The sequence below is a fragment of the Dactylosporangium sp. NPDC051087 genome (assembly GCF_055586325.1).
Genome location: NZ_JBVJIJ010000010.1, coordinates 116127 through 141854, shown reverse-complemented (window position 1 = coordinate 141854; position 25728 = coordinate 116127). Strand labels below are relative to the sequence as shown.

Genomic DNA, 25728 nt, shown 5'->3' with positions numbered 1-25728 from the left:
CCCGGAGAGGTCTCACAGCGTCGCCTCACCGTTGAGGCCGAAGAAGTCGTGCCATTTCACGCCACCGGCGAACGAGGTGCCGTTGGACAGCCCGACGTACACGTCGTTGGTGGCGCCCTTGGTGAAGACGACCGCGTCGTCCAGCTCGTCTCCGTTGACGTCGGCCAGGTACGGGAACTCCCCGCCGAGGCAGAAGAAGTCGTTCCACTTCACCGTCGTGCCGGCGAAGCCGGTACCGGTGGAGACGGCGGCATAGACGTCGGCGTCGGCGTTGCAGGTGAACGTGACGATGTCGGCCCGGCCGTCGCCGTTGACGTCACCGACCCGGGGCAGCTCGGCGCCGACGGCGAAGAGGTCGTGCCACTTCTGTGCGGCCCCGAACGAGGAGCCGTTCGACAGGGCGACGATCACGTCCGCGGCGGACGCCGGGCCCTGCGTGAACGTGATGATGTCGGCCCTGCCGTCACCGTTGACGTCGCCGACGGCCGGGTACTCCCCGAACGGCGCGAAGAACTCGTGCCATTTCACGCCGGCGCCGAAGCTCGTGCCGGTGGACAGCGCCACGTAGACGTCACCGGCCGGGTTGTGGGTGAACGTGATGATGTCGTCCCTGCCGTCACCGTTGACGTCGCCGACGGCGCCGATCTCCGCGCCCGGCGCGAACCAGTCGTGCCACTTCTGCGCGCCCGCGAACGCGGTGCCGGTGGACAGCGCCACGTACACGTCGCCGGTGTTGCTGTGCGCGAACGTGACGACGTCGTCCTTGCCGTCGCCGTTGAAGTCGCCGGTGGACGCGGTCTCGCCGCCGATGGAGAAGAAGTCGTTCCACTTCACCGACGTGCCCGCGAACGCGGCGCCGGTGGACGGCGCGACGTAGACGTCGGCGAGGGCGTTCTGGGTGAACGTGATGATGTCGTCTTTGCCGTCACCCGTGACGTCGGTGGATGAGCCGGCGGCGATGGCGGCGGTACGGGCCGCCTCGTTGAGCAGCGTGCGCGCCTTCGCGGCGACCTGGTCGTAGCGGTCGGGGAAGCCGGAGCGCTGCACGCACTGCGCGACCTGACCGGCACTGTAGCCGGGGTTGTTGCGGTCGCAGGTGATGGCCCGGGTCACGTACTGCGTCGAGGCGTAGACCGGGTCCATGATCTGTTCCTTGGTGCCCCAGCTGTAGTCCCAGCGCTGCTGGAACACGCCGAGGGAGGTCTTGTCGCCGCACGGCAGGTTGTTCATGTGCGACTCGACCCAGCCGGCCTCGAACGCCGACAGCGTCACCTTGTCGTTGGCGTTGTACGCGCGGGCGACGCGGTAGACGATCGTGGTGACCGCCGGGTCGTGCCCGGCGGGGATGGACGGGCAGGCGGCCAGGGCGGCGCCCGGTCCTGCCGGTGCGGCGGCCGCTGATGGTGGTGCGACCGCCGTGGCCGCGACTGCGGCGCAGATCGTGGCCAGCAGGGCCACAGGGGTGCGTCTCACGGTGCTCCTTGGTCCGGGATATGGGGATGGGCTCGGACACGGGTGAGAAATCGATTGCTGATGAGTGTCCGGACTCACCATCATCGATGTCAATGGATCCCGTGAAGGAAGTTTTCATCCATCCCCATGGATCCGGCAGGAAACCACGGGTGTCGTGAGCAGCAACGCCGCAGCGCCCGGCACGCTTCGGTGCCGGGCGGAGCGGAGCGGGACGGGTCAGGAGCCGCCGAGCTTGGTGTACACCTCCGCGGCGTTGTCCTTGGTGATCTGCTGGGTGCCGAGGGTGGTGCTGCGCGGCACGTCCTTGCCGCAGTCGACCAGGATCTTCTTGGCCAGGTCGACCGCCTCACGGCCGCCGGTGGCGTACTGGAACGTCGCGGCGAGGCGGCCCTGCTCGACGGCCTTGATGCCGCCGGAGGGCACCGGCAGCGCGTCGATGCCGGTGAACTTGATCTTCGTCTCGAGGCCGGCGGCCTTGGCGGCGAGGTAGGCGCCCTCGGCCATCGGGTCGTTGTGCGCGTACACCGCGGCGACGTCCGGGTGCGCCTTCAGCAGCGCGTCGGCGACCGACTGGCCCTTCTCCCGCAGCCAGTCGCCGGGCTGCGACGCCACGATCTCGATCTTCGGGTTGCCCGCGATGCCGGCCCGGAAGCCGTCCGCGCGCTCCTTCGCCGGGGTCGAGCCGGGCAGCCCGGCGATCTCGATCACCTTGCCGCCGTCGGGCAGCAGTGTCTTCGCGTAGTACTCGCCGGCCGCCTTGCCGATCGCGACGTTGTCGCCGCCGATGAACGCGGTGTAGGCGTCGCCCTCGACCTTGCGGTCCAGCACGATGACCGGGATGCCCGCGTCGTAGGCCTTCTTCACGACCGCGGTGAGCGGCTTCGCCTCGTTCGGCGAGATGATCAGCAGGTTGATCTTCTGGGTGAGGAAGCTCTCGACGTCGGCGACCTGCTTGCTGTTGTCCTGCGCGGCGTCGGAGACGACCACCTTGAAGCCGGGCACGGCCTTGGCCGCGGTCGTCACGTCGTTGTTCATGACCTGGCGGTAGGGCTCGGCGTTGTTCGCCTGCGACATGCCGATGAGGAAGTCCTTGCCGGTGCCGCAGGCGGCCGCGGCCGCGCCGGGGGTCGCCTGCTCGGACGGCTTCTCGACGCTGCACGCGCTCGTGACGAGCAGGGCGCCGACGGCGAGCACGGCGAGCGTACTGGTGCGATTACGCATGGATCGCTCCTGTGAGGGGTGAGGGTGTCAGACGACGGTGCGGTGGAGCTTCTGCAGGGCGGCGGCGGCCACGATGACCAGGCCCTTGATGAGCAGCTGCACGTTGGCGTCGATGTTGTTGAGCGCGAGGATGTTGTTGAGGATGCCCAGCAGCAGCGCGCCGGCCAGGGTGCCGCCCATGGAGCCGGAGCCGCCGGACAGTGCCGTGCCGCCGATCACGACCGCGGCGATCGCGTCGAGCTCATACCCGGCGCCGTCGTTGGGGCTGCCCTGGTTGAGCTGGCCCGCGTGGATGATGCCGGCCACCGCCGCGAGGAACCCGGCGATGGCGAACGCGGCGACCTTGACCCGGGTGACCGGAACACCCGAGAGCCGGGCCGCCTTCTCGTTGCCGCCGATCGCGTAGACGTGCCGCGCGAACGCGGTGGTTCGCAGCACGACGATCGCGGCCACACCGATGGCGATGAACAGCACGGCCGGCACCGGCACCACGCCGTTGATCGCGCCGTTGAGGAACTCGAAGGCCGGCGGCGCCTCCTTGGGGCCGTCGCCGTAGGCGATCGGGATGCCCAGGCCGCCGGACCAGATGCGGGCCAGGCCGCGGGCGACCTGCAGCCCGGCGAGCGTCACGATGAACGACTGGATGCCCAGCCGCGCCGTCGCGTAGCCCTGCAGGGCGCCGAAGACCGCGCCGATGGCGAGCACCGCGAGGACCGCGGGCAGGATGCCGTAGCCGGAGTCGACCATGAGCGTGGCCGTGCCGACGGCGGCCAGGCCGAGGATCGCGCCGACGGACAGGTCGATCCCGCCGAGCAGCACGACGAACGTCATGCCGATCGCGATGATGCCGATCTCGGACACCGCCCGCACGATGTTGCCGAGGTTGCCGGTGGACAGGAACAGGTTCTCGCCGTTGCGGGTCGGCGACAGCGCGATCGCCACCGCGAACACGACGGCGAGGGCGAAGAGGCTCTGCAGCGCGAAGAGCCGGTCGATCAGCTCCCGCCGGCTGCGCGGGCGGCGCAGCCAGCGCGCCGCCGATGCCTTGAGACCGACGGTGCCGGCCGCCGGTGTCTGCTCGTCGATGCTCACTCTGACTCCCTGGTGACGTGCTGGTCTGCGGGGTCGAGGGCGGCGCCCTTCGACGGGGCGGCGGCGTCGAGCTGCGCCGCGGTCGGCGCGGCGGCGGCAGGCTGGCCCATGGCGGCGGCCAGGATCCCGGCCGCGTCGGTGCCGGCGGCCGGCAGGTCGGCCACGGTGCGCCCGGCGCGCAGGACCACGATCCGGTCGCAGACGCCGAGCAGCTCCGGCAGCTCGGACGAGGCGAGCAGGATGCCCATCCCGTCGTCGGCGAGCCGGTGCAGGAGCCGGTAGATCTCGGCCTTGGCGCCGATGTCGACGCCGCGGGTCGGCTCGTCGAGCAGCAGCAGGCGCGGCCGCGCCAGGAGCTGCCGGGCGAAGACGACCTTCTGCTGGTTGCCGCCGGACAGCGCGCCGACGGGCGCGTTCGCCGACGGGGTCTTGATGGCCAGCTCGGCGATCTTGCCCAGCACCGCCGCGCGTTCCCGGCGGCGCCGGACGAACCCGGCGGTGCTGAGCCGGTCCAGCGCGGTGAGCACGATGCTGCGCCCGGTCGAGTGGCCGAGCACGAGTGCCGAGCCGCGGCGGTCCTCGGGGACGAACCCGACGCCGTGGTGCAGCGCCTGCCGGGGCCGCCGCGGCTCGTACCGCGCCCCGGCGAGGCGGACCGTCCCGCTGCGGCGCCCCGCCGGACCGGCGCCGAACAACGTCTCGAGGAGCTCGGTGCGGCCGGCGCCCATCAGCCCGGCGAGGCCGACGATCTCGCCGGCGCGGACCGTGAGGGTGACCCCCGCCGGCTCGCACCTGCCGGGCCGGCGGGTCCTCGGCCGTACCGCGAGATCGGCGACCTCCAGCAGCGGCTCGCCGGTCTTCGCCTCGGCCGTTCCGAAGAGTGTCTCCACGGACCTGCCGACCATCAGCGCGATGATCTCGTCGGGTCCGGCGGCGCGCGGGTCGACCGTCCCGGCGACCCGGGCGTTGCGCAGGACCGTCGCCCGGTCGGCGATCTGCTCGATCTCCTCCATGCGGTGGGAGATGTAGACGATGCCGACGCCGCGGCGGCGCAGCTGCTCGATGGTGGCGAAGAGCCGCCGCACCTCCGCGTCGGCGAGCGCCGCCGTCGGCTCGTCCATGACGAGGACCCTGGCGTCCAGCGACAGCGCCTTGGCGATCTCGACCAGCTGCTGCTCGCCGACGCGCAGCGCGCCGACGGGCCGGCGCGGGTCGAGGTCCGCCCCGAGCTGCCGCAGCTGCTCCCGGGCGGTGCGCAGCATCGCCCGGCGGTCCAGGGTCCGCAGCCGGGTCCGCGGCTCCCGGCCCAGGACCAGGTTCTCCGCCACGGACAGGCCGGGCACCAGGTCGAGCTCCTGGTGGATGGTCGCGATGCCGGCGGCCTGCGCGTCGCCGGGCCCTTCGAAGCGCACCGGCTCGCCGCCGACCGTGATCTGCCCGGCGTAGTCGGTGACCACGCCGGACAGCACGTTCATCAGGGTCGACTTGCCGGCCCCGTTCTCGCCGAGGAGGGCATGGACCTCGCCCGCCCGGACCGAGAAGTCGACGTCCGAGCAGGCGACCACGCCGCCGAACCGCTTCGTGATGCCGGTCATCGTGACAAGTGGCTCTTGCCTGTTCATAGGCATCACTCCGTCGGTCCGTACCACGGTGAGAAATCGATTTCTCATCGTGGAACGTAGAAGACCGTCATTGTCCTGTCAAGGTCTTGTCGCACTGTCGTAATGATCAACATTGATCTCATGGGATCGCGTTGATCTGTGTCTGGACGGTGCCGGCGAAGGCCACGTCCCGGCGGACCCCGCTGGCCGCGAAGCGCCACGTCCCGCCCGGGTACTGGCCCGGCGCCCAGGCGGTCCCGCCGTTGCGCCACAGCGGCTGCCACGCGGCCGCGGCGTGCCCGGCGTCGTACCAGATGTTGTCGCCGCGCCACGCCGACGCCCAGCGGTGCGACGACACCACCGACAGCCCGTCGGCCGAGAGCATCGACCACGGCGGCATCCCGGTGACGTCGCCGGTCGGCCGGGACTCCATGGCCGGGTCGCCGACCATGGGCAGGGCGCCGTCGACGTTGAAGGCGACCTCCCACACGGCCGCCCTCGTCGCGCCGCCGACGGACCAGACGACGTCGCTCTGCAGCGCCGGGCCGGTCCACCGGGGCACCACCGAGATCAGCCAGTCCGCGGTGACCGGTTCGTCGCCGAACGGGATGCCGGCGAGGTTGATCCGGGACCCGTCCGCGGACACGTCGATCCGGGCCGGTGCCCCGGGCGGGTCGGTCACCCCGAAACCGCCGACCGCGAGATATGGGCCGGTGCCGCGGTACGACGAGTCGAGCGCCGGACGGTAGGCCCCGCCACCGGCCGGGTCCACGGCGAGGGCGGCGATCCGCGCCGACGGCCAGGTGCGGATGTCGGCCCGCAGGAAGCCGGTGCTGACCACCCGACCCCGCGCGACGACGCCCGAGGTCCACTGCAGCGGCGCCAGCCACAGCCCGCCCATCCCCCAGCCGGCGTGGCTGAGGTACCAGGCGGACCCGTCGACCACCACCTCGGCGGCGTGCGCGTCCAGGACCGCCACCCGTTCCGCGCCCTCGAACCGCAGCGGGTCGCGGCTGCGGTAGACCGCCGTACGCCGGTACGCGGCGCCGTAGTCGACCCCGTCGCAGCAGACGAACAGGTACCACCACTCGCCGCGCTGGACGACGAACGGCGACTCGGTCTGCCCGGCCGCCTGGCCCGTGTACGGCGACGTGAACGCGGTCCGCCGGGCGCTCCACGTCCGCAGGTCCGTGCTGGTGCGGTAGCCGACGATGTGGTTGCCGCCGCCCGGGGCCGTCGTCGCCGTGTAGTACATGACCCACTGCCCGCCGACCCTGGTCACCATCGGGTCCCGGGCCTCCCACCCGTCGGTGAAGAGCGGGTTCGCCGGGCTGCGCGTCCAGGTGACGAGGTCCGTCGAGGTCGCCAGGTGCATCCGGTACCGGGTGTAGTCGGGGTTCCCGGCGGCGTAGAACATGTAGTACACGCCGTTGTCGTGCACGACGTGCGGCGCCCAGATCCACTGCTCCCCCGCGGCCGGGGACGCGACGAGCGCGGGCGGCTGCTTCGTCCACGGGCCGGTCGGCGACGGCGCCGTGGCGTGCCCGAACTGCGTCTCCTGCAGCGGTGCGCCCGGCTCGGCGTGCGTGATGCCGAACGCGTGCCACACGCCGGTGCCCTGGTGCCGCACGATCGTGTGGTCGTTGAAGTACCACGCCGACGACTCACCCGCGCTCGGGTCGTACACCCGGGTGAGGGTCCCGCGCGACGGTGTCTCCGCCACGGTCTCGTAGGTCGTCGTGGTGACCACCGGCAGCGCGCCGACGCGCTGCAGGGTGATCGTGTCGAGGCCGGCGAAGAAGCCGGTGGAGGACGGGTTGCGGCCGGTGACGGTGACGGTGAGGCGGTGCGTGCCGGCCGCGAGGGCGACCGAGCCGAGCGGGACCGCGCCGGTGCGCTGCACGGCCGGCGCGTAGCCGTCGAAGAGCTGGCCGACGGCGACCCCGTCGACGGCGAAGCGCAGCGTGCCGTAGTCGGCCGCCTTCGTCAGGATCCCGCCCAGGTCGTACTGGCCGGGGGTGACCGCGGGCAGCGTGACGGTGACCGAGTCGCCGGCGCGGGCGGCCCGCAGCCACAGCTGCCGCCCGCCGGACCAGGTCACGCCGCAGCAGTTCGGCTGCGCCTCGACCGGCGCGGTCGCCGAGACGGCCGGCAGCAGGCTCTCGGCCTCCAGCTTCACCGGCGCGTCGGCGGCGAAGGCGGGGGCGGGCCCTGCCAGGATCAGCAGGGCCGCCACCAGTGCGAGGGTCCTCACGGCGCGCTCGGCCGCACGACGGTGGCCGCGCCGCCGCCGAAGGCGTCGTGCCACTTCCAGGCGTTCTGCACGAAGCGCCCGCCGTCGGACAACGACACGTACGCGTCGGCCGCCGGGTCACCGGTGAAGGTGACGATGTCCGCCCTGCCGTCGCCGTTGAAGTCGCCGACGCCGGGTCGTTCGGCGTTGATCGCGAAGTTGTCGTGCCACTTCGCGGGCGTGCCGAAGCCGGCGCCGGTGGACAGCGCGACGAACACGTCGGCGGTGCTGCCGCGGGTGAAGGCGACGAGGTCGTCGCGGCCGTCGCCGTTGACGTCGCCGGTCGACACCACGTCACCGCCGAAGCCGGCCCGCCACAGCCAGCCGTCGCCGATGAACTGGCCGCCGTCGGACAGCGCCACGTAGAAGCTGCCGCCGGTGCCGCCGGTGTAGGTGGCGATGTCGTCGCGGCCGTCGCCGTTGAAGTCGCCGACGAGCGGGGTCTCGGCGCCGATCGCGAAGCGGTCGTGCCACCGCACGCCCGGGCCGAAGCCGGTGCCGGTGGACAGCGCCACGTACACGTCGGCGTTGGCGCCCCGGGTGAAGGTGACGATGTCGGTGCGGCCGTCCCCGTCGACGTCGCCGACCAGCGGGATCTCCGCGTCGACGGCGAAGAAGTCGTGCCACTTGGCGCCCGCGCCGAAGCCGCCGGAGCCGTTGCCGAGCGCCACGTACACGTCGGCGAGCGAGCCGCGGGTGAACGTGATCAGGTCGGTGCGGCCGTCGCCGTCGACGTCGCCGGTGAAGGGCACCTCGCCGTCGATGGCGAAGAAGTCGTTGCCCTTCACCGAAGCGCCGAACGACGAGCCGGTCGAGGTGGCGCTGAACACGTCCGCGTCGACGCCGCGGGTGAAGGCGACCGCGTCGTCGCGGCCGTCGCCGTTGACGTCGCTGACCACCCGGCCGCGCACGGTGCCGGACACGACGCCGGACGCCGGGCCCGCGTTGCCGGCCGCGTCGACCGCGACGACCCGGTAGTACCAGGTCTGCCCGGCGGGCAGCGGGCCGTGCCGGAAGCCGGTGCCGCTCACGGTGCCGCGCAGGTTCGCCGCGGTCACCGGCACCGAGGAGCTGGTGGAGCCGTAGACCCGGTAGGCGGTGGTGCCGACGTTGTCGGGCGCCTCGCCCCAGCTGAGCCCGATCGCGTGGGTCCGCCCGCCGGTCACGGTCAGGCCGGTGACCGTGCCGGGCGCGGTGGTGTCGGTGTACGGGGTGACCATGCTGGACGCGGTGTACCGCGACGCCGTCCAGGCGCCCCCGGCCGGGGTGAGCGTGACCGTGACGGTGGTCTTGCCGGCGGTCAGCGCGGCGGGCAGCGTGAACTCGTCGGTGAGCCAGCGCTGGATGCCGTTGCCGAGCGGCTGCAGCCAGGTGCCCGCGCCCACCCCGTCGACGGCGACCGCCGCCTGCTGGTAGGCGCGCTGCTGGTCGCCGGTGCGGCGCAGCCGGACGCCGCTGTTGCCGGGGTCGACCGCGATCCGGAAGGACACCGTGCCCGTGCCGGACCGGACCTGGCCGGTGCTGGACGCGTCGTCGTTGTCGCCCTCGAAGACGGAGGTCAGCGTGTACTGGCCGGCCCCGCCGTCGGTGTAGGAGTGCGCGGTGCGGCTGGCCGCGTCGCCGGTGAGCACCGTGTCGGTCTGCCGGACCGCGGCGGTCGGCTGCGTGTAGAGGAACGCGGTCGAGGCGTAGTCGGCCGGCTCGTTGGCGGTCGGCCCGTGCTCGATGCCGAAGCGCAGCCCGCTGGTGTAGGCGACCGAGTCGCCGAGCATCAGCCGGTAGGCGGCGTCGCACTCGTCGGCGCAGCCGGCGGTGCGGAAGCGGTGCCCGGTGTTGCCGGTGAAGACGCCCGAGTACTCGCCGCGGTTGAAGTACCAGCCCGACTCGTAGAAGTCCTCGGTGCCGGTGCCGTACCACTGCGGGGTGGCGGAGCCGTCGACGTGGATGCGCTCGTCGCCTTCGAGGTAGTTGCGCGTGTTGCCGCCGGTGATGTGCGCCCGCATGGTCTGCGAGACGCCGACGAGGCGGCCCCGGCCGGCCTGGTCGGCCATGATCCAGTCCTTGCCGGCGACGGTCTCGGCGCGGCGGGACTGGGTGGTGAAGTAGCCGGCGTCGCCGGTGCCGGACAGCGCGTCGGTCCACTGGGCGTTGGGCGCGGAGGTGATCTCGGCCTGGATGCCGCTGACCGGCCCGCCGCCGGTGTTGGCGATCGCGACGGTGGCGCCGCTGCGGAACGGCATCGGCCACCAGGCGGTGTACCAGCCGCCGGGCGCGGCGTCCATGGCGAACATGAGCGAGCGGACGGTCCGCTCGCCGAGCCCGGCGCCGAAGAACTCCGCGACGGGGGCGTCCACGGTGGTGCGCCCGTCGAAGGTGATCCGCAGCCGCAGCGCGGTGAGCGTGGCCTCGGTGGCGGCGCCGTCCGGGACGCGCAGGCGCAGCGCGGTGATCGCCCGTGGCCCGCTCAGCGTGGCCAGGGTGGCCTGCCCGCCGGCGGGCGCAGTGACGGTCGCGGTCGCGGTGGTGGCACCGGCCTGTGGGAGCTTCGGGTCGCGCAGGCCCGCCTGGCGCAGGTTGTCGACGACGTCGAGGGCATGGTCGGCGGGGTTGAAGCGGGTGATCCCGTTCGCGTCGGCGAACGTGCGGTAGCCGACGTGGTAGAAGAGCGGGTTGTTCTGGGTGACCACGCGCATGCTGGTGCGGTAGGGCATCGGCACCTTGACCGTGACGCCGCCGGAGGTCTGGTCGGCGTTGGTCACCAGGGGCCAGACGAACGGCGCGCCGAGGTTGCCGTTGACGAGGTTCTGCAGGCCGGTGTTGACGACGGTGACCCCGTCGAGCTCGATGCGGATCCAGCCGGTGGCGCTGACGTTGCCCTCGTCGCGGGTGAACCAGATCGACTGGAGCTCGCCGGGCCCGCGGTCCTCGGCGATCGTGCAGCCGCCGTCGGTGCGCAGGCACGAGTAGGTGCCGACGAACCCGTCGTCGTTGGAGCCGTCGCGGCCGAAGCCGGAGAACTGCTTCGTCCGCGTGCCGGCGGACAGGGAGGGCAGGCGGTCCAGGCGGCGGTAGGTGTCCCAGCCGACCGGGCCTTTGTCGTCGGGCACCGCGGCCGACGCCGGACCGGGCGTGGCGACGGCGGTGAGGAGCGGGATCAGCAGGACCGCGACGACGGCTCTTCGCAGTAGGCGCATGGCGGGCGTCCCTTCCGAGAAATCGATTGCCGATCAGTAGACGACTTACATCTGCCTGCGTCAATATGTGGGAAGGTTTCGCCGGGCGGTAGCCTTCGGTGGCGCCCGGCACGCCGGCCGACGGGCGTGCGAGAAATCGATTTCCAGCACTGTAAGGGCCCGCGGGGCGGACCGTCAACGGCGGACCGGGACGTCCGGCGTGGCATCATTGCGCTCCGGGGCAGGCTTACCGGTCCGCTGAGAGGGATAGGGGTCATGGCGACCATCTACGACGTCGCGCAGCGCGCACAGGTCTCCCCGGCCACCGTCTCCCGGGTGCTCAACGGCCGGGCCAGCGTCGACCCCGAGATGGTCGTGCGGGTCCAGGCGGCCGTCCAGGAGCTCAACTACCGCCCGAACACGGTGGCCCGCAACTTACGCCGCAGCCGCACCACGCTGTGGGCGGTGATCATCTCCGACGTCGGCAACCCGTTCTTCACCGCGATGGTCCGCGGCGTCGAGGACGTCGGGCAGCGGGCCGGCTACTCCGTCGTGCTGTGCAACAGCGACGAGGACCCGGCCAAGGAGGCGCAGTACGTCACCGCCGCCCTGCAGGACCAGATGGCGGGCGTCATCATCTCCAGCGCCGGCACCCCGGCGAACGTGCACCGCCTGATCGAGGCCGGCACCCCCGTCGTGGCGATCGACCGGCAGATCAGCGGCACGAACATCGACAGCGTGCTGGTCGACAACGAGCAGGGCGCCCACAGCGCGACCGAGCACCTCATCGACAGCGGGTACCGCCGCATCGCCTGCATCACCGGCCCGCGGAAGGTGTCCACGGCCGCGCAGCGGCTCCGCGGCTACCAGCAGGCGCTGAGGTCCCGCGGCCTGGACGCCCCGAGCGCGCTCGTGCGCCACTCCGACTACCGCGAGGAGGGCGGTTACGCCGCGATGGCGTCGCTGCTGGACGCCGGCGACCCGCCGGACGCCGTCTTCGCCGCCAACAACCTCATGACCGTCGGCGCCGTCGAGTGCATCGTCGACCGCGGCATCGCCATCCCCGCCGGGATCGGCGTCATCGGCTTCGACGAGATCCCGTGGGCGCACCTGGTCCGCCCCTCGCTGTCGACGGTGTCGCAGCCGACGTACGAGTTGGGCCGGACCGCGGCGATGCTCCTCGCGGAGCGGATCACCGAACCGGACCGGCCCGCCTCGACGGTCACCCTGCAGACGACGCTGAAGGTGCGGGAGAGCAGCCTCAGACCGTGACGTCCCCGCAGAGGTGCACGAGCACGCCGAGCTCGTGGAACAGGGCGGCCTTCGCCACCAGCGCCCGGTCGGCGGCCGCGGCGTCGGGGGCGTAGGCGACCTGCACGTGGTTGGCCTTGTGCCGGGCCATGAGCTGGTCCCGGCCGACGCCGTGCAGCACCGCGTGCATGATCGGCCACTGCCGGTCGGTGGCGTCCAGGCGCCGCTGGGTCTCCTCCGGCGGCAGGTCGCGCACGCTTGCCCGGCCCAGGTCGGCGTGCAGGACGCCGTCCATGATGAACACCCGCGACCACACGATCTCGCCCGGCTTCGACACGCCGCTGAGCGTGCCGCCGCCGAGCGGGAAGAACATCGGCGGCTGGCGCATGCTGTAGCTCTTGTCGTACCCGCCGTTGTGCGAGGCGGGCACCGAGCCGGAGATCTCGAAGACCCAGACGAACTCGCCCTCGTACTCCTGCCCCCAGCGGATGTCGTGCAGGGTGGTCGCCGGGTCGAAGCCCATCGCGTTCCACAGCCGGTTGGTCACCAGCGCGTCGACGGCGACCCCCTCGTCGACCTCGTTGAAGTGCGGCAGCGGCGCGCCCGGGTAGAGCTCGCGGCTGCCGTCGCGGCTGCGGACCGGCGGGCGCTCCACGTTGTTGAGCAGGCCCTCGGCGAGGTCGCTGGCCGGGACGACGTCCTTGAGCCCCTGCTGGTACTGGATGCCGACCGCGTCGAGCCCGAAGTCGTCGCTGATCCGCAGCGCCGCGACGTACATCTTGAACTGGCTCGCGACCTGGGCCTCGGTGAGCTCGCTCGCCTCGTCGGCGCCGAAGTGGAACGTGAAGCCGCGCGCGTCCAGCCACGCCTTCACGGCGGCGGCCTCGTCGTCGGTGACCTTGAGCATCTCGGCGACGAGGGCGCTCTGCGACAGCCGCTCCTTGAAGATGCCGAGGGGGTTGAGCAGCTCGTCGTCGAAGATGGCGTTGTACATGCCCATGCAGCCCTCGTCGAAGACGCCGATGACCGCCTTCTCGTCGCGCAGCTGCCGGGCGAGCGCCCGGCCGAGCTCGACCTCCGGGCCGTCGGCGAGCGCCGGCAGGTCCCGTACGTGCGACAGGTCGTGGACGACGGTGCCGGTCTCCAGCCATTCGCGCAGCCCCGAGACGGCCCACTCGTCGGTGAAGTCCTCGCTCCACAGCGCCGAGTGCGCGACGCCCGCCTTGGTCAGGCTGGCCGTCAGGTTGAGCAGGCCGACGAGGCCGGGGAACGCGCCGGACCAGTTGGCCACGACCAGGATCGGCCCCTGATGGGTGCGCAGGCCCGCGAGGACGTGGTGGCTGTACTGCCAGACCGCCTCGACGACGATCAGCGGCGCGTCGCGCGGGATGCCCTTGAACACCTCGATCCCCAGCCGCTGGCTGTCGATCAGGCCGTGCCCCTTGGCCTCGTCGAACGGGTGGGTGCGTTGCGCCTGCCAGCCGAGCCGTCCGAGCGCGGCGGTCACGTCGGTCTCCAGCCGCAGCTGGGTGGGCCAGCAGCGGATGTTGGCGCTCGGCCGCAGGTCGCCGCTCGCCACCAGGTAGGCGGTGGCCGGTTCGGCGGCCGGCCGTCGCAGCGGCACCGGCAGCTGGTACGGACTCGTCATGGGGTTCCTCCGGTTGACTCGGTGCCGCTCTCGGCCAGGCGGTGGCTGATGGCGGCGGTGGCCGGGTACAGGTCCAGGTACATCCGGTAGCGCTGGTCGTAGACCTCGCCGGCGACCGGCCGCACGGTCTGGACGATCGGGTTCCACGCCTCGATGTCGGCCGCTCCGGCCGCCTTCGCCGCCAGGAACGCGGCGCCGTAGCTCGCGCCGATGGTCTTGCGGGGGATCAGCTGCTCGCGGCCGGTCACGTCGGACACGATCTGCGCCCACAGGCCGCCCTGGGTGCCGCCGCCGACGGCGACGATCCGCTCGATCCGCCCGCCGGCCTGCTCGATCGCCTCGATGTTGTGGCGTACGCCGAACGCGGTGGCCTCCAGGACCGCCCGGTACAGGTCGCCGCGGGTGTGCCGCAGGGTGAGCCCGGCGATCACGCCGCGCGCGTGCGGGTCCGCGACCGGGGTGCGCTCGCCCGCGAAGTACGGCAGCATCAGCAGCCCGCGCGCGCCCGGCCCCGACTCGGCGGCCTCCTGCAGCAGCCGCGGATAGCCGGGCGCGCCGAGCAGGTCGTGCAGCCAGCCGGTGATCGCGCCGGAGGTCGCCATGCCGGCCGCGAGGTTGCGGGTGCCCGGGAACGCGCCGGTGGTCCCCCACAGCACCGGCGACGGGTTGCGCACGCCGGTGGTGTGCACCAGGAACATCGTCGTGCCGTACATGAGCATGAGGTCGCCGAGCCGCTGCGCGCCGACGCTGACCGCCTCCGACCAGGCGTCGATCATCCCCGCCACCACCGCGGTGCCCTCACGCAGGCCGGTGCTCGCCGCCGCTTCGGCGCTGACCGTGCCGACGACGTCCGCGGGCCACACCAGCGGCGGCAGCGCGACGTCGCCCTTGAGCTGCCCGGCCCACGGCCCGTGCCAGTCCTGGGTCGCGGCGTCGTACATCGGGGTGCACTGGCTGGCCGAGTGCTGGTCCAGGTAGTAGGCGCCGGTGAGCTTCCAGCCGAGCCAGCTGGCCGGCATGAACAGCCGGCGGGCGCGCTTCCAGACGTCGGGCTCGTGCTCGGCGACCCACGCGAGCTTCGGCCCCACGCTCTGCGTCGACAGCGCCGAGCCGGTCCGCTCGCGGATCGCGTCCGCGCCACCGAGCGCCGTCGTGAGCCGCTCGATCTGCGCGGTGGCCCGGGTGTCGACGCCGTACAGGATCCCGGGCCGCAGCGGCACACCGTCCCGGTCGGTCAGCACGACACACGGCCCCATCCCGCTGACCCCGACGGCCGTGACGTGGTGCGCTCCCCCGGCCAGGAGCTCCCGGACGATCGAGACGGCCTCGTCCCACCAGAGGCCGGCGTCCATCTCCACGTACCCCGGCCGCGGCGTCCGGACGTCGTGCCCGCGCACCGCGGTCGCCACGATCGTGCCGTCCGGCGTGACGAGCACCCCTTTGGTGCTCGACGTGCCCACATCGATGCCAATGAACGCCTCGCTGCCCGACATGGCAACAAGATGTCAGAAATCGATTTCCCCGTCAATGCCGCGCGACCGCCGCGGCGGTCGCCTTTGGGAGTCGCCTGCCGTGCAGGGCAGAATCGGCCGGGTGCTGAGCGCGACAACGATCACCCACCAGGACGACGAACGGATCGCCGACTACCGGGCGCTGACCGACGTGGAGCTGCGGACCCGGTGGGAGCCGCCCAACGGGCTGTTCATCGCCGAAGGGGAGCTGGTCATCCGGCGCGCGCTGCGGGCCGGCTACCGGGCGCGCTCCGTCCTCATCGACGCCAAGCGGGTCGGGCAGCTCGACGACCTGCCGCTCGACGGCGTGCCCGTTTACGCCGGGGACCAGGCGACGCTCGAAGCCATCACCGGGTTCCACGTGCACCGGGGGGTACTGGCGAGCTTCCACCGCAAACCGGACCTCGCCGCGGCCGACGTCCTCGCGAGCGCCCGGCGGGTCGCGGTCCTGGAGGACGTCAACAACCACACGAACGTCGGGGCGATCTTCCGCGGGGCGGCGGCGATGGGCATGGACGCGGTGCTGCTGTCGCCGTCGTGCGCGGACCCGCTGTACCGGCGCAGCGTGCGGGTCAGCATGGGTGAGGTGTTCGCGATCCCGTACGCCAGGATCGAACCGTGGCCGGCTGGGCTCGGCGCGATCCGCGAGGCCGGGCTCACGCTCCTGGCGATGACGCCCGCGCCGGACGCGGTGCCGATCCAGACGCTGACCGGGGCGCAGCGGGAGCGCACCGCGTTGCTGCTCGGCGCGGAGGGCCCCGGCCTGTCGGCCAGGGCCCTCGACGCCAGTGACGTGCGGGTCGTCATTCCCATGCGCAACGGCGTCGACTCGCTCAACGTCGCCGCCGCCGCGGCGGTCGCCTTCTGGGAGCTCTGCCGCTAGGACGCGTTTGGTCAGTGGGGTCGGAGCGAAGCGAGGTCCAGGCGCCGGCTGGGGCCGCCGCAGCCCGGCATCCGCTGACCAAACACGCCTTAGCGCTCCAGCTCGCGGGAGGGCTCGTGGGACGCGTCGAGGTCGCCGATGAGGTCGTCGACGGTCGCCGACGGCCGGCCGGACACCTGGGCGGCGGCCGCGGCGGCCTCCGCGTTGGCGGCGGCGGCCGCGTCCTCGGCGGCCTGGCGGGCCTCGATGACCTCGGCGGACTCGTCATGGCTCGCGTTGGCCTCGACGAGGCTGGAGCGGGCCGCGTCGGACAGCTGGGACATGCCGCCGAGGGCGCCGCCGATGCCCTCCAGGGCCTTGGTCAGCTCGACGGGCACGATCCACAGCTTGTTGGACTGGCCGGCGGCGATCTGGGGCAGGGACTGCAGGTACTGGTACGCCATGACCTTCGAGTCCGGGTTGGCGGCGTGGATCGAGTCGACGACGGTGCGGATGGCCTTCGCCTGGCCCTCGGCGGTGAGGATGCGGGACTGCCGCTCACCCTCGGCGCGCAGGACGGCGGCCTGCTTCTCACCCTCGGCGGTGAGGATCTGCGACTGCTTGAGGCCCTCGGCGTGCAGGATGGCGGCGCGGCGGTCGCGCTCGGCGCGCATCTGCTTCTCCATCGAGTCGCGGATGCTCGGCGGCGGCTCGATCGCCTTCAGCTCGACGCGGGTGACCTTGATGCCCCAGCGGCCGGTGGTCTCGTCCAGGACACCGGACAGGTGGCGGTTGATCTCGTCGCGGCTGGTGAGGGCCTTCTCCAGGTCGAGGGAGCCGATGACGTTGCGCAGGGTGGTGACGGTGAGCTGCTCGATGGCCTGCAGGTAGCTGTAGATCTCGTAGGTGGCGCGGACCGAGTCGACGACCTTGCAGTACAGGACGGTGTCGATCGACACGACCAGGTTGTCGGAGGTGATGACGGGCTGCGGCGGGAAGCTGACGACCACCTCCCGCTTGTCGACCTTGTTGCGCACCGAGTCGATGAACGGCACCAGGATGTTGAGGCCCGGCGTCAGGGTGCGGCTGTACTTGCCGAGCCGCTCGACGACGTATTCGACCTGCTGCGGCACGACCTTGACCATCTTGGCGACCGTGACGATCGCCAGGAGGGCGGCGGCGATGACGATGACCGCCAGGAACACACTCGGATCCACGTGACTCAGTCCTTCCACACCATCGCGGTGGCACCCTTGATCTCGATCACCCGGACCCGCTCCCCGATCGCGAACGTCTGCGTCGCGTCATAGGGCCGGGCCCGCCACATCTCGCCTTCGATCTTGATTTGTCCGCTGTCGTTGTCGACGGCCTCGATGACGAGCGCCTCGGCGCCCTCGAGGGCCTCGACCCCCATCCGCGTGTCGCGCACGTCGCTGCGCATGTAGCGCTTCAGCGTCGGCCGCACGGCGAGGAAAGACGCCGCCGAGACGGCCGCGAACACCGCCGCCTGCACCGGCACCCCGGCGCCGAGCGCGGCGGCGCCGGCCGCGGCGAACGCGCCGAGGCTGAACATCAGCAGGACGAACGTGGTCGTGAAGATCTCCGCCGCGACGAGCGCGGCGCCGACGACGATCCAGACGATCAGCCACAGGTCCACGCTTCGATCGTGTCACGCCGATGCTCGTCGCGCTCGTCCCTGATCACCCGTCTTGCCGAATCCTTGCCCCTACGCACTGCGCCCCGGGTCGGCGCACAGTTGGGGGGACAGAGCCCCCAGCGAACCCCTCAGCGAACCCCCTTGGAGATCAGCGTGCCGCTGCTGCCTGAGACCGTCTCCTGTGTCGACGACCACGTCGCCCGCGCCCACGCCGGCGGGCGGGTCCCCGTCCTCGTCGCCGGTGTCGTCCGCGACGGCGTCCTGCAGCACGTCGCCGCCGGCGGGCTGGACGCGCCGGTGACCGGGCTGCAGTTCCGGATCGGGTCGATCACGAAGACGATGACGGCGGCGCTCGTCCTCGCGCTGCGCGACGAGGGCAGGCTGGCGCTGGACGACCTGCTCTACCGGCACCTGCCCGGCACCCCCGTCGGCGCGGTCACCCTGCGGCAGCTGCTCGGCCACGCGGGCGGCGTGCAGCGCGAGCCGGACGGCGACTGGTGGGAGCGCGCGGCCGGCGTGGACGTCGACACGTTCCTGTCGACGCTGACCGCCGACAAGGTCGCCTACCCGCCGCTGCACGGATATCACTACTCGAACCTCGCCTACGGACTGCTGGGCGCGATGGTCGCCCGCCTCGGCGGTGAGGACTGGCAGTCGATGCTCGCGAAACGGTTCCTCGGCCCGCTGCACCTGGACCGGACGACCTACGCCGCGACCGAGCCGTTCGCGCGGGGTTACGTCGTCCACCCGTGGCTGGACGAGCTGCGGGAGGAGCCCCGGCACGACGCGGCCGCGATGGCGCCGGCCGGCCAGCTGTGGTCGACGGTGGAGGACATGGCCCGCTGGGCGGCGTTCCTCGCCGAGCCCGACCCGGCGGTGCTGGCGCCCGCGACGGTCGAGCAGATGTGCGCGCCGGTCGTGCTCAGCGACCTGGACGGCTGGTCCGCCGGGCACGGGCTGGGCCTGCAGCTGTGGCGGCGCGGCGAGCGGGTGTTCGTCGGGCACAGCGGCTCGATGCCCGGCTACCTCTCGGTCCTGGCCGTGCACCGGCCGACGCGCACCGCTGTCGTGGCGTTCGCCAACGCGTACACGATGCGGGGCGGCGGGCTGAGCACGTTCGGGCTCGACCTGCTCGGCGCGGTGCTCGACCGGGAGCCGGTGCGGGTGGCGCCGTGGCGGCCGCGCACCGAACCGCCCGCCGAGATCCTGCCGCTGACCGGCCGGTGGTGGTGGATGGGGCGGGAGCACGAGGCCGGCTGGGCGGACGGCGAGCTGGTCGTGACGCCTCTCGCGGCGCCGCGGGACGCGTGGCGCTTCGTGCCGGACGGGCCGACGCCGGACCTGTGGCGCGGGCTGTCCGGGGACTGCGACGGGGAGCTGCTGCGGGTGGTGCGCGACGGCGCCGGAGCGGTGGTGGCCCTGGACATCGCGACGTTCGTCCTCACCCGCGACCCCTGGCCCGAGCCGTCCGCGCTCTAGACGTCCTCGTCGGGCTCGGTGACGAAGTCGATGAGCCGCTCCACCGCGTTGATCAGGGGCGTCTCGACGTCCTTGTAGCTGGACACGGAGGCGAGGACGCGGCGCCACATGTCGGCGGGCTCGGCGACGCCGAGCCGGGCGCAGACGCCGTCCTTCCAGTTCTCCCCCATCGGGACCGTCGGCCATTCCCGGATGCCGACGGCGGCGGGCTTGACCGCCTGCCAGACGTCGACATACGGGTGTCCGGTGATCAGCACGTACGGCGACCGGATACTTCCGACAATTCGGCTTTCTTTCGAGTCGGGGACGAGGTGGTCGACGAGCACGCCGAGCCGGGCGACGGGCCCGGGGTGGAACCCGGCGACGGCGGCGGCCAGCTCGTCGATCCCGTCGAGCGGCTCGACGACGACACCTTCGACGCGCAGGTCGTGCCCCCAGATCCGCTCGACGAGCGCGGCGTCGTGGATGCCTTCGACCCAGATCCGGCTGCGGCGCGCGACCCGGGCGGTGAGCCCGGCGACGGCGATCGACCCCGAGCTGGTGATGTTCCGCTGCTGCTGATGTACGACCGGCGCCGGCCGCACCAGGGTGACGGGTTGCCCGTCGAGCAGGAAAGCGGCGGGCTCCAGGGGGAAGTTGCGGCGCTTGCCGTGCCGGTCCTCCAGCACGACCGCGCCGAACTCGAAGCCGACCACGGCACCGCAGAATCCGGAGTCGGCGTCCTCGACGACCAGGTCCGGTTCAGCGCCCACCGTGGGGACCGTGCGCCGCCGCCGCCAGTCGTTGTTCGCCAGGACGTCCATGGACGGCAAGCGTATCGGCTGACGGCCCCGTCGCCTGCGAGACATACCGGCACGTCAGCACGTACCCTTGCTCCCATGTCCCCCGCAGCACGCGCGGCGACCCTGCAGGCGCGCCGCTCGGCGCGTTTCGTGGCATGGGTCCGGGCGTGGCGCGCCGGCCTCGTGCCGTGCGACGACGCCGCCGCCGAGATCTCCGGCGACGAGGAGCACATGGTCTCCGACGTCCCCGGCACGTGGACCGACGTGTCCCTGACGGACGCGATCGCCGCGTTGTCCAAGCTCCACCCGGACGAGGTCCGCCTGGTGCTTCCGGCGCCCGGCGATCCTCGCGGCCTGCCCGGGCCCGGCCCGTTCAGCGGCGCGGCCCTGCTCGCCGGCGAGGGGGTGATCGCGGGTGGGCTCGGCTTCGTGCCGGAGGTCCGCCTGCACACGTCCGGCTCGGGGGACGAGTTCGAGACGGTCCGCTGGCAGGTGTTCGTCCTGCCGGTGACCCCGGCCGCCCCGCTGGACGCCCCGTCGACGGCCGAGGCCGAGGCGGAGCTGTCCGCGGAGCTGGCGACCGCGACCCGCACCCTGGCGAAGCTCGACATCGCCCAGTGGCGCCCGGAGCTCGCCGGCGCCATCGAGGCACTGCGCAAGCCCGACGGCGCGACGGACCTCCCGCCGGGCTACGACCCGCGGGCCCGCCGGCTGTACGCGCGGGCCTCGATCCTCGACCGCGTCCTCGCCCTGGCCGAGCACGCGGCCCCCGGCGGCGCCGTCAACGGCTACGAGGTCCAGCAGCGCGACGCCGCCCTGCGCCCGCTCACCACGGCCTGCCGCCGCGCCCTGGTCGCGGCCTGCAACGCGCCGCTGATCTAGCGCCGGCCACGGGCCCGCGAGGGCCCTACTCGAAGCGGGTGAGGAGCTTCCGGGCGACGGCGTCGAGGTGGTGCCGATCCTGCGGGGTGAGGTCCGCCAGGAGCGCCGACTCGTTGGCGACGTGGACGGTGGTGACCTCGTCGGCCAGGGCGACGCCCCGCTCGGTGAGGGCGATCAGCATGCTGCGCCGGTCGTCCCGGTTGGCGCGGCGCTCGACCAGTCCGGCCGTCTCCAGGCGGTCCAGGCGGTTCGTCATCCCGGCGCGGGACAGCATCAGCACGTCCGACAGGGCCGACGGGGTCAGGACGTAGGGCGCGCCGCAGCGGCGCAGCGCGGCGAGGACGTCGTACTCACCGCGCTGCAGGCCGAAGCGGGTGAACGTCTCGTCGACGGCCCGGCCCAGGTGCGCGAAGAGCCGGCCCAGGCGGCCGAACGTCGCCATCGCGTCGAGGTCGAGCTCGGGGCGCTCACGGCGCCACTGCGCGATGATCCGGTCGACATCGTCGGGGTCTTCGGGATCGCCGGGCGTCGCCATGCCGACATTCTATGGATCTCAAGATAGTTCGACGCCGTATTATCAGACGCATGACTACTTTACTGCTGTCCGCCGAGACCGTGATCGACCGGCCCGCGCGGGACGTCTGGGACGTGCTCGCCGACTACGGCAATGACCACCTGTGGCGGCACGGGGTCACGTCGATGGTGCCGACGCCGGCCGGGCCGGTGCGCACCGGCACCACGACCGACGAGCACCTGCGGGTGGCCGGCGGCAGGTACCACAACCTCGGCGTCGTCACGGCGGTCGGGCCGGGGATGCGCTTCACCTGGCGGACCACCACCGGCGCGGACGCCGACGGCTCCCGCGCCGTCGTCCCGGCCGCCTCGGGCGGGTGCCTGGTGCGCCTGGAGCTCACCGTCCGGCTGCGCGGCGCCCAGCGCCTCGCGGCGCCCCTGTTCCGCGCGACGCTGCGCCGCAACCTCACCGGGGACGCGGCCCGCCTCCGCGCGCTCGCGGAGGCGGCCTGACCGCCGCTCAGACCTCGTCGATGAGGTGGGCCACCGACGGGATGATGCGGGACGGGCGATAGGGGTAGCGCTCCACGTCCGTGACCGTCGAGATGCCGCTCAGGACCAGGATCGTCTCCAGGCCCGCCTCGAGGCCGCACAGGACGTCGGTGTCCATCCGGTCGCCGATCATCGCGGTCGTCTCCGAGTGCGCGTCGATGCTGTTGAGCGCGGAGCGCATCATCATCGGATTCGGCTTGCCGATGAAATACGGCTCGATGCCCGTCGCCTTCGAGATGAGCGCGGCCACGGCCCCGCAGGCGGGCAGCGCACCCTCGTTGGAGGGGCCGGTGGCGTCGGGGTTGGTGCAGATGAAGCGGGCGCCGTCGTTGATGAGCCGGATCGCCTGCGTTATCGCCTCGAAGCTGTAGGTGCGGGTCTCCCCCAGCACCACGTAGTCGGGCTCGGTGTCGGTCAGGATGTAGCCGACCTCGTGCATCGCGGTGGTCAGGCCCGCCTCGCCGATGACGTAGGCGGTGCCGCCGGGGCGCTGCGTGTCCAGGAACTGCGCGGTGGCGAGTGCCGAGGTCCAGATCGCCGACTCGGGCACGTCGAAGCCGATGCGCCGCAGGCGGGCCTGCAGGTCGCGGGCGGTGTAGATCGAGTTGTTGGTCAGGATCAGAAACGGCTTGCCGGACGAGCGCAGCCGGTTGACGAACTCCGGTGCGCCGGGCACGGGCTCGCCCTCGTGCACGAGGACCCCGTCCATGTCGGTGAGCCAGGACTCGATGGGCTTGCGTTCTCTCACGCGGACAATGCTCCCTCAGAAACGTTTCGGACCTAGACGCGTTTTGGTGACACGCAGCAGTCGTCCGGACAGAAATCCCAGGTGGGGACGGTTCCGAGGGCGTGACGAACGTTACTGTGAGCCAGCACGCGCTCGTCGACGAGCTGTCTGATCATGGTCACGAAGCGGGGGTCGGTGCCCGGCGTGGCGGCCCGGGCGAAGGCCAGGCCGAGTTTCGCCGCGGTGTCGCGCGCCTCGTTGTCGAGGTCCCAGATCACCTCCAGATGGTCGGAGATGAACCCGATCGGGCTGACGACGACCTCCCGCACACCCGCGGCGGCGAGGCCGGCGAGGTGGTCGTTGACGTCGGGCTCCAGCCACGGCACCTGCGGCGGGCCGGAGCGGCTCTGCCAGACGAGGTCCCATTCGAGCTCGGGGGCGGCCGCGGCGGCGACCAGGCCGGCCGTCTCCAGCAGCTGCGCACGATACCGCCCGACGCCGCCGGGCCCGGACGCGTCGTTCATGGCCGTCGGGATCGAGTGGGCGGTGAACACCAGCCGCGCGCTCAACCGCGACGGCAGTGCGTCCAGCGCCGCCCGTACCGCGGCGGCGTGCGACTCCACGTAGAGCGGGTGGTCGTGGAAGTGGCGGATCTTGTCGATGACCGGGGCGTCGGGGCCGACCGCGGCCCGGGCCCGCGCGATGTCGTCCTGATACTGCCGGCACGACGAGTTGGAGCCGAACGGGCTGGTCACGAACGCGAGCGCGCGCCGCACGCCGTCGTCGCGCAGCTGCCGGACGGTGTCCTCGAGGAACGGATGCCAGTTGCGGTTGCCCCAGTACAGCGGCAGGTCGATCTCGCCCCGCAGGGCCGCCAGCAGGGCCCGGTTCTGCGCGTTGATGGGTGACACGCCGCCGAAGTGCCGGTAGTGCCCGGCGACGGCCTCGAGACGCTCGGGCGGGATGCCGCGGCCCCGCGTCACGTTCTCCAGGAAGGGCAGGACGTCCTCCTGCCCTTCCGGACCACCGAACGAGACGAGCAGGAACGCGTCGTAATCCACGCGTCCCATTGTTACAACACGGTCAGGACGATCCGACCGCGTGGTACCCGCCGTCGACGTGGACGATCTCGCCCGTCGTGGCGGGGAACCAGTCCGACAGCAGCGCGCAGCACGCCTTCGCGGCCGCGACCTGGTCGTTGAGGTCCCAGCCGAGCGGGGCCGTCTTCGCCCACGAGTCCTCGAACACGGCGAAGCCCGGGATGGACTTGGCCGCCATGGTGCGCAGCGGGCCGGCCGCCACCAGGTTCACCCGGATGCCGCGGGGGCCGAGATCCCTTGCCAGGTACCGCGAAGCGGACTCCAGGCCGGCCTTGGCCACGCCCATCCAGTCGTACACCGGCCAGGCCTTCGTCGCGTCGAAGTCGAGACCGACGATCGAGCCGCCCTGACCCATGAGCGGCAGGCAGGCCACCGCGAGGGACTTGTAGGAGAACGTCGACACGTGCAGGGCGGTCGCCACGTCCTCCCACGGCGCGTCGAGGAACCCGCCGCCCAGGCAGCTCGCCGGGGCGAACCCGATCGAGTGCAGGACGCCGTCGAGGCCGTCGACGTGCTCGCGCACCTTGTCGGCGAGGCCGGCCAGGTGCTCGGGGTTGGTCACGTCGAGCTCGATGACCGGCGCCTCCCGCGGCAGCCGCTTCGCGATCCGCTCGACGAGCGACAGCCGCCCGAACCCGGTCAGCACGACGGTCGCGCCCTGCTCCTGGGCGAGCTTGGCGACGGAGAAGGCGATCGACTGGTCGGTGATGATCCCGGTGATCAGCAGCCGCTTGCCTTCGAGCAGTCCGCTCATGGTTCTCCTCTTGAGATGGTGGTCAGTGACCCATGCCCAGGCCGCCGTCGACGGGGATGACGGCGCCGCTGATGTATCCCGCCGCGTCGCTCGCGAGCCAGGTCACCGCGCCGGCGACCTCCTCGGGCTTCGCCATCCGGCCGAGCGGGATCGCCTTCTTGTACTCGGCCTGGGTCGCCTCGGGCAGCACGGCCGTCATGTCCGTCTCGATGAACCCGGGCGCCACCACGTTGGCGGTGATGTTGCGGCTGCCCAGCTCGCGGGTGATCGACCGGGCCATGCCGACCAGGCCGGCCTTGCTCGCCGCGTAGTTGACCTGGCCGGGCCCGCCGTACAGGCCGACGACGGAGGAGATGAAGATGATCCTGCCCCACTTGGCGCGCAGCATCTTGCTGGACGCGCGCTTCGCGCAACGGAACGAGCCGGTCAGGTTCGTGTCCAGCACGCGGGTGAACTGGTCCTCGCTCATCCGCAGCAGCAGCGTGTCGTCGGTGATGCCGGCGTTGGCGACGAGCACCTCGACGGGGCCGAGCTCGGCCTCCACGGTCGTGAACGCGGCGTCGACGGCCGCGCTGTCGGTGATGTCACACTGCACGCCGAACAGCCCGTCGGGGGCGCCGGAGCCCCGGTGGGTCACCGCGACCTTGTCGCCCTGCGCGGCGAAGGCCTGCGCGATTGCCAGCCCGATGCCACGGTTACCGCCGGTGACCAGCACGGTCCTCGCCACGTTGCCGCCCTTCTGCGATTCCTGCGATTAGCTGTACGGAGATTAGGTGTTACTGACGGGTACCCGCCAACTCGCCGGTCGGCTGATGTGGGCCATGTGGCGTGCGGGTACCATGGCGGGCGTCTGCACGTGCATCTGCTGACCGCCCGGTGCGGCTGCTGCTCCCTGGAGGTGATCGCTGTGCGAAGTAGCGATCCTTCCAGTCGTGACCGGGTGTAGTCCTTTCCCCTGTCACGGCTCCGCGTGTCTGTTCTCCGTTCCGTCGAGACACACCGTTTGGGAGCACGTCATGAGCCGCTTCATCGCGCCCATTGGATTCTTCCTGGCCGCAGCCTGGGTAGCCGCGCTTTTCTACCTCGTGGGCGCGCATTAACGCTGTCACTCGGCTGTCGCCTGTCGGCGATACCTAACCTCCCCACGCTGCGCGCGG

Annotated in this window: 21 protein-coding genes; 5 read left to right on the top strand and 16 right to left on the bottom strand. The window is 72.2% G+C overall.

Annotated features, from left to right (window positions below; translation table 11 throughout):
• Nucleotides 1-12: 12 nt before the first annotated feature.
• From ACZ6TV_RS20545 to ACZ6TV_RS20520, 6 genes are all read right to left on the bottom strand, one after another.
• Complete coding sequence (locus ACZ6TV_RS20545; RefSeq protein ID WP_465298793.1) at nt 13-1473, bottom strand: FG-GAP repeat domain-containing protein; 1461 nt, start codon at nt 1471-1473, stop codon at nt 13-15.
• 216 nt (nt 1474-1689) lie between these two features.
• On the bottom strand, nt 1690-2694 hold the full coding sequence (locus ACZ6TV_RS20540) for a substrate-binding domain-containing protein (protein WP_465298792.1): 1005 nt from the start codon (nt 2692-2694) through the stop codon (nt 1690-1692).
• A 27-nt stretch (nt 2695-2721) separates the two neighbouring features.
• Complete coding sequence (locus tag ACZ6TV_RS20535; protein ID WP_465298791.1) at nt 2722-3786, bottom strand: ABC transporter permease; 1065 nt, start codon at nt 3784-3786, stop codon at nt 2722-2724.
• Nucleotides 3783-5381: a sugar ABC transporter ATP-binding protein gene (locus ACZ6TV_RS20530; RefSeq protein ID WP_465298790.1), complete on the bottom strand. Its 1599-nt coding sequence runs from the start codon at nt 5379-5381 to the stop codon at nt 3783-3785. Before ACZ6TV_RS20530 ends, ACZ6TV_RS20535 begins: the two co-directional genes overlap by 4 nt.
• 145 nt (nt 5382-5526) lie before the next feature.
• Entirely contained in the window at nt 5527-7641 is a 2115-nt protein-coding gene (locus tag ACZ6TV_RS20525) for a family 43 glycosylhydrolase (protein WP_465298789.1), read from the bottom strand.
• Nucleotides 7638-10874, bottom strand: a complete 3237-nt coding sequence (locus tag ACZ6TV_RS20520) for a DUF2961 domain-containing protein (RefSeq protein ID WP_465298788.1) — start codon at nt 10872-10874, stop codon at nt 7638-7640. The genes ACZ6TV_RS20525 and ACZ6TV_RS20520 overlap by 4 nt, the downstream gene beginning before the upstream one ends.
• A gap of 255 nt (nt 10875-11129) precedes the next feature.
• On the opposite strand from ACZ6TV_RS20520, the gene ACZ6TV_RS20515 reads away from it, so the two are divergent.
• On the top strand, nt 11130-12125 hold the full coding sequence (locus tag ACZ6TV_RS20515) for a LacI family DNA-binding transcriptional regulator (RefSeq protein ID WP_465298787.1): 996 nt from the start codon (nt 11130-11132) through the stop codon (nt 12123-12125).
• Here ACZ6TV_RS20515 and ACZ6TV_RS20510 read toward each other — a convergent pair.
• Together ACZ6TV_RS20510 and ACZ6TV_RS20505 are read right to left on the bottom strand one after the other, a co-directional pair.
• Nucleotides 12115-13752 (bottom strand): fucose isomerase, encoded by a 1638-nt coding sequence (locus tag ACZ6TV_RS20510; RefSeq protein ID WP_465298786.1) that lies wholly within the window; start codon nt 13750-13752, stop codon nt 12115-12117. The genes ACZ6TV_RS20515 and ACZ6TV_RS20510 overlap by 11 nt on opposite strands.
• Complete coding sequence (locus tag ACZ6TV_RS20505; RefSeq protein ID WP_465298785.1) at nt 13749-15245, bottom strand: FGGY-family carbohydrate kinase; 1497 nt, start codon at nt 15243-15245, stop codon at nt 13749-13751. Before ACZ6TV_RS20505 ends, ACZ6TV_RS20510 begins: the two co-directional genes overlap by 4 nt.
• A 103-nt stretch (nt 15246-15348) precedes the next feature.
• Between ACZ6TV_RS20505 and ACZ6TV_RS20500 the strand changes: the two genes are divergently transcribed.
• A complete protein-coding gene (locus ACZ6TV_RS20500; protein ID WP_465298974.1) occupies nt 15349-16146 on the top strand; it encodes a TrmH family RNA methyltransferase in 798 nt (265 codons plus the stop codon).
• Nucleotides 16147-16235: 89 nt separating this feature from the next.
• On the opposite strand, the gene ACZ6TV_RS20495 is transcribed toward ACZ6TV_RS20500, so the two are convergent.
• Both ACZ6TV_RS20495 and ACZ6TV_RS20490 read right to left on the bottom strand, forming a co-directional pair.
• A complete protein-coding gene (locus ACZ6TV_RS20495; protein ID WP_465298973.1) occupies nt 16236-17270 on the bottom strand; it encodes an SPFH domain-containing protein in 1035 nt (344 codons plus the stop codon).
• Between the two features lie 77 nt (nt 17271-17347).
• Nucleotides 17348-17776, bottom strand: coding sequence for an NfeD family protein (locus ACZ6TV_RS20490; RefSeq protein WP_465298972.1), 429 nt, complete (start codon nt 17774-17776; stop codon nt 17348-17350).
• Nucleotides 17777-17935: 159 nt separating this feature from the next.
• Here ACZ6TV_RS20490 and ACZ6TV_RS20485 point away from each other — a divergent pair, with 159 nt between their 5' ends.
• Nucleotides 17936-19261 (top strand): serine hydrolase domain-containing protein, encoded by a 1326-nt coding sequence (locus ACZ6TV_RS20485; protein ID WP_465298784.1) that lies wholly within the window; start codon nt 17936-17938, stop codon nt 19259-19261.
• Here the strand turns inward: ACZ6TV_RS20485 and ACZ6TV_RS20480 are convergent.
• Nucleotides 19258-20064: a DUF3097 domain-containing protein gene (locus ACZ6TV_RS20480; protein WP_465298783.1), complete on the bottom strand. Its 807-nt coding sequence runs from the start codon at nt 20062-20064 to the stop codon at nt 19258-19260. The genes ACZ6TV_RS20485 and ACZ6TV_RS20480 overlap by 4 nt on opposite strands.
• Before the next feature lie 75 nt (nt 20065-20139).
• Here ACZ6TV_RS20480 and ACZ6TV_RS20475 point away from each other — a divergent pair, with 75 nt between their 5' ends.
• A complete protein-coding gene (locus ACZ6TV_RS20475) occupies nt 20140-20925 on the top strand; it encodes a hypothetical protein (RefSeq protein WP_465298782.1) in 786 nt (261 codons plus the stop codon).
• A 25-nt stretch (nt 20926-20950) separates the two neighbouring features.
• Here the strand turns inward: ACZ6TV_RS20475 and ACZ6TV_RS20470 are convergent, their stop codons facing one another.
• Nucleotides 20951-21460, bottom strand: coding sequence for a MarR family winged helix-turn-helix transcriptional regulator (locus ACZ6TV_RS20470; RefSeq protein WP_465298781.1), 510 nt, complete (start codon nt 21458-21460; stop codon nt 20951-20953).
• A 50-nt stretch (nt 21461-21510) separates the two neighbouring features.
• On the opposite strand from ACZ6TV_RS20470, the gene ACZ6TV_RS20465 reads away from it, so the two are divergent.
• Nucleotides 21511-21951 (top strand): SRPBCC family protein, encoded by a 441-nt coding sequence (locus ACZ6TV_RS20465; RefSeq protein WP_465298780.1) that lies wholly within the window; start codon nt 21511-21513, stop codon nt 21949-21951.
• A gap of 7 nt (nt 21952-21958) precedes the next feature.
• Here the strand turns inward: ACZ6TV_RS20465 and ACZ6TV_RS20460 are convergent, their stop codons facing one another.
• Genes ACZ6TV_RS20460 through ACZ6TV_RS20445 form a run of 4 tightly spaced genes read right to left on the bottom strand, consistent with a single transcriptional unit; the run spans nt 21959 to nt 25298 of the window.
• Complete coding sequence (locus tag ACZ6TV_RS20460; protein ID WP_033363003.1) at nt 21959-22738, bottom strand: HAD-IIA family hydrolase; 780 nt, start codon at nt 22736-22738, stop codon at nt 21959-21961.
• Between the two features lie 32 nt (nt 22739-22770).
• Nucleotides 22771-23778 (bottom strand): ferrochelatase, encoded by a 1008-nt coding sequence (locus ACZ6TV_RS20455; RefSeq protein ID WP_465298779.1) that lies wholly within the window; start codon nt 23776-23778, stop codon nt 22771-22773.
• Nucleotides 23779-23800: 22 nt separating this feature from the next.
• A complete protein-coding gene (fabI, locus tag ACZ6TV_RS20450; protein WP_465298778.1) occupies nt 23801-24571 on the bottom strand; it encodes an enoyl-ACP reductase FabI in 771 nt (256 codons plus the stop codon).
• A gap of 22 nt (nt 24572-24593) precedes the next feature.
• Nucleotides 24594-25298: a beta-ketoacyl-ACP reductase gene (locus ACZ6TV_RS20445; RefSeq protein WP_465298777.1), complete on the bottom strand. Its 705-nt coding sequence runs from the start codon at nt 25296-25298 to the stop codon at nt 24594-24596.
• Nucleotides 25299-25728 lie beyond the last annotated feature (430 nt).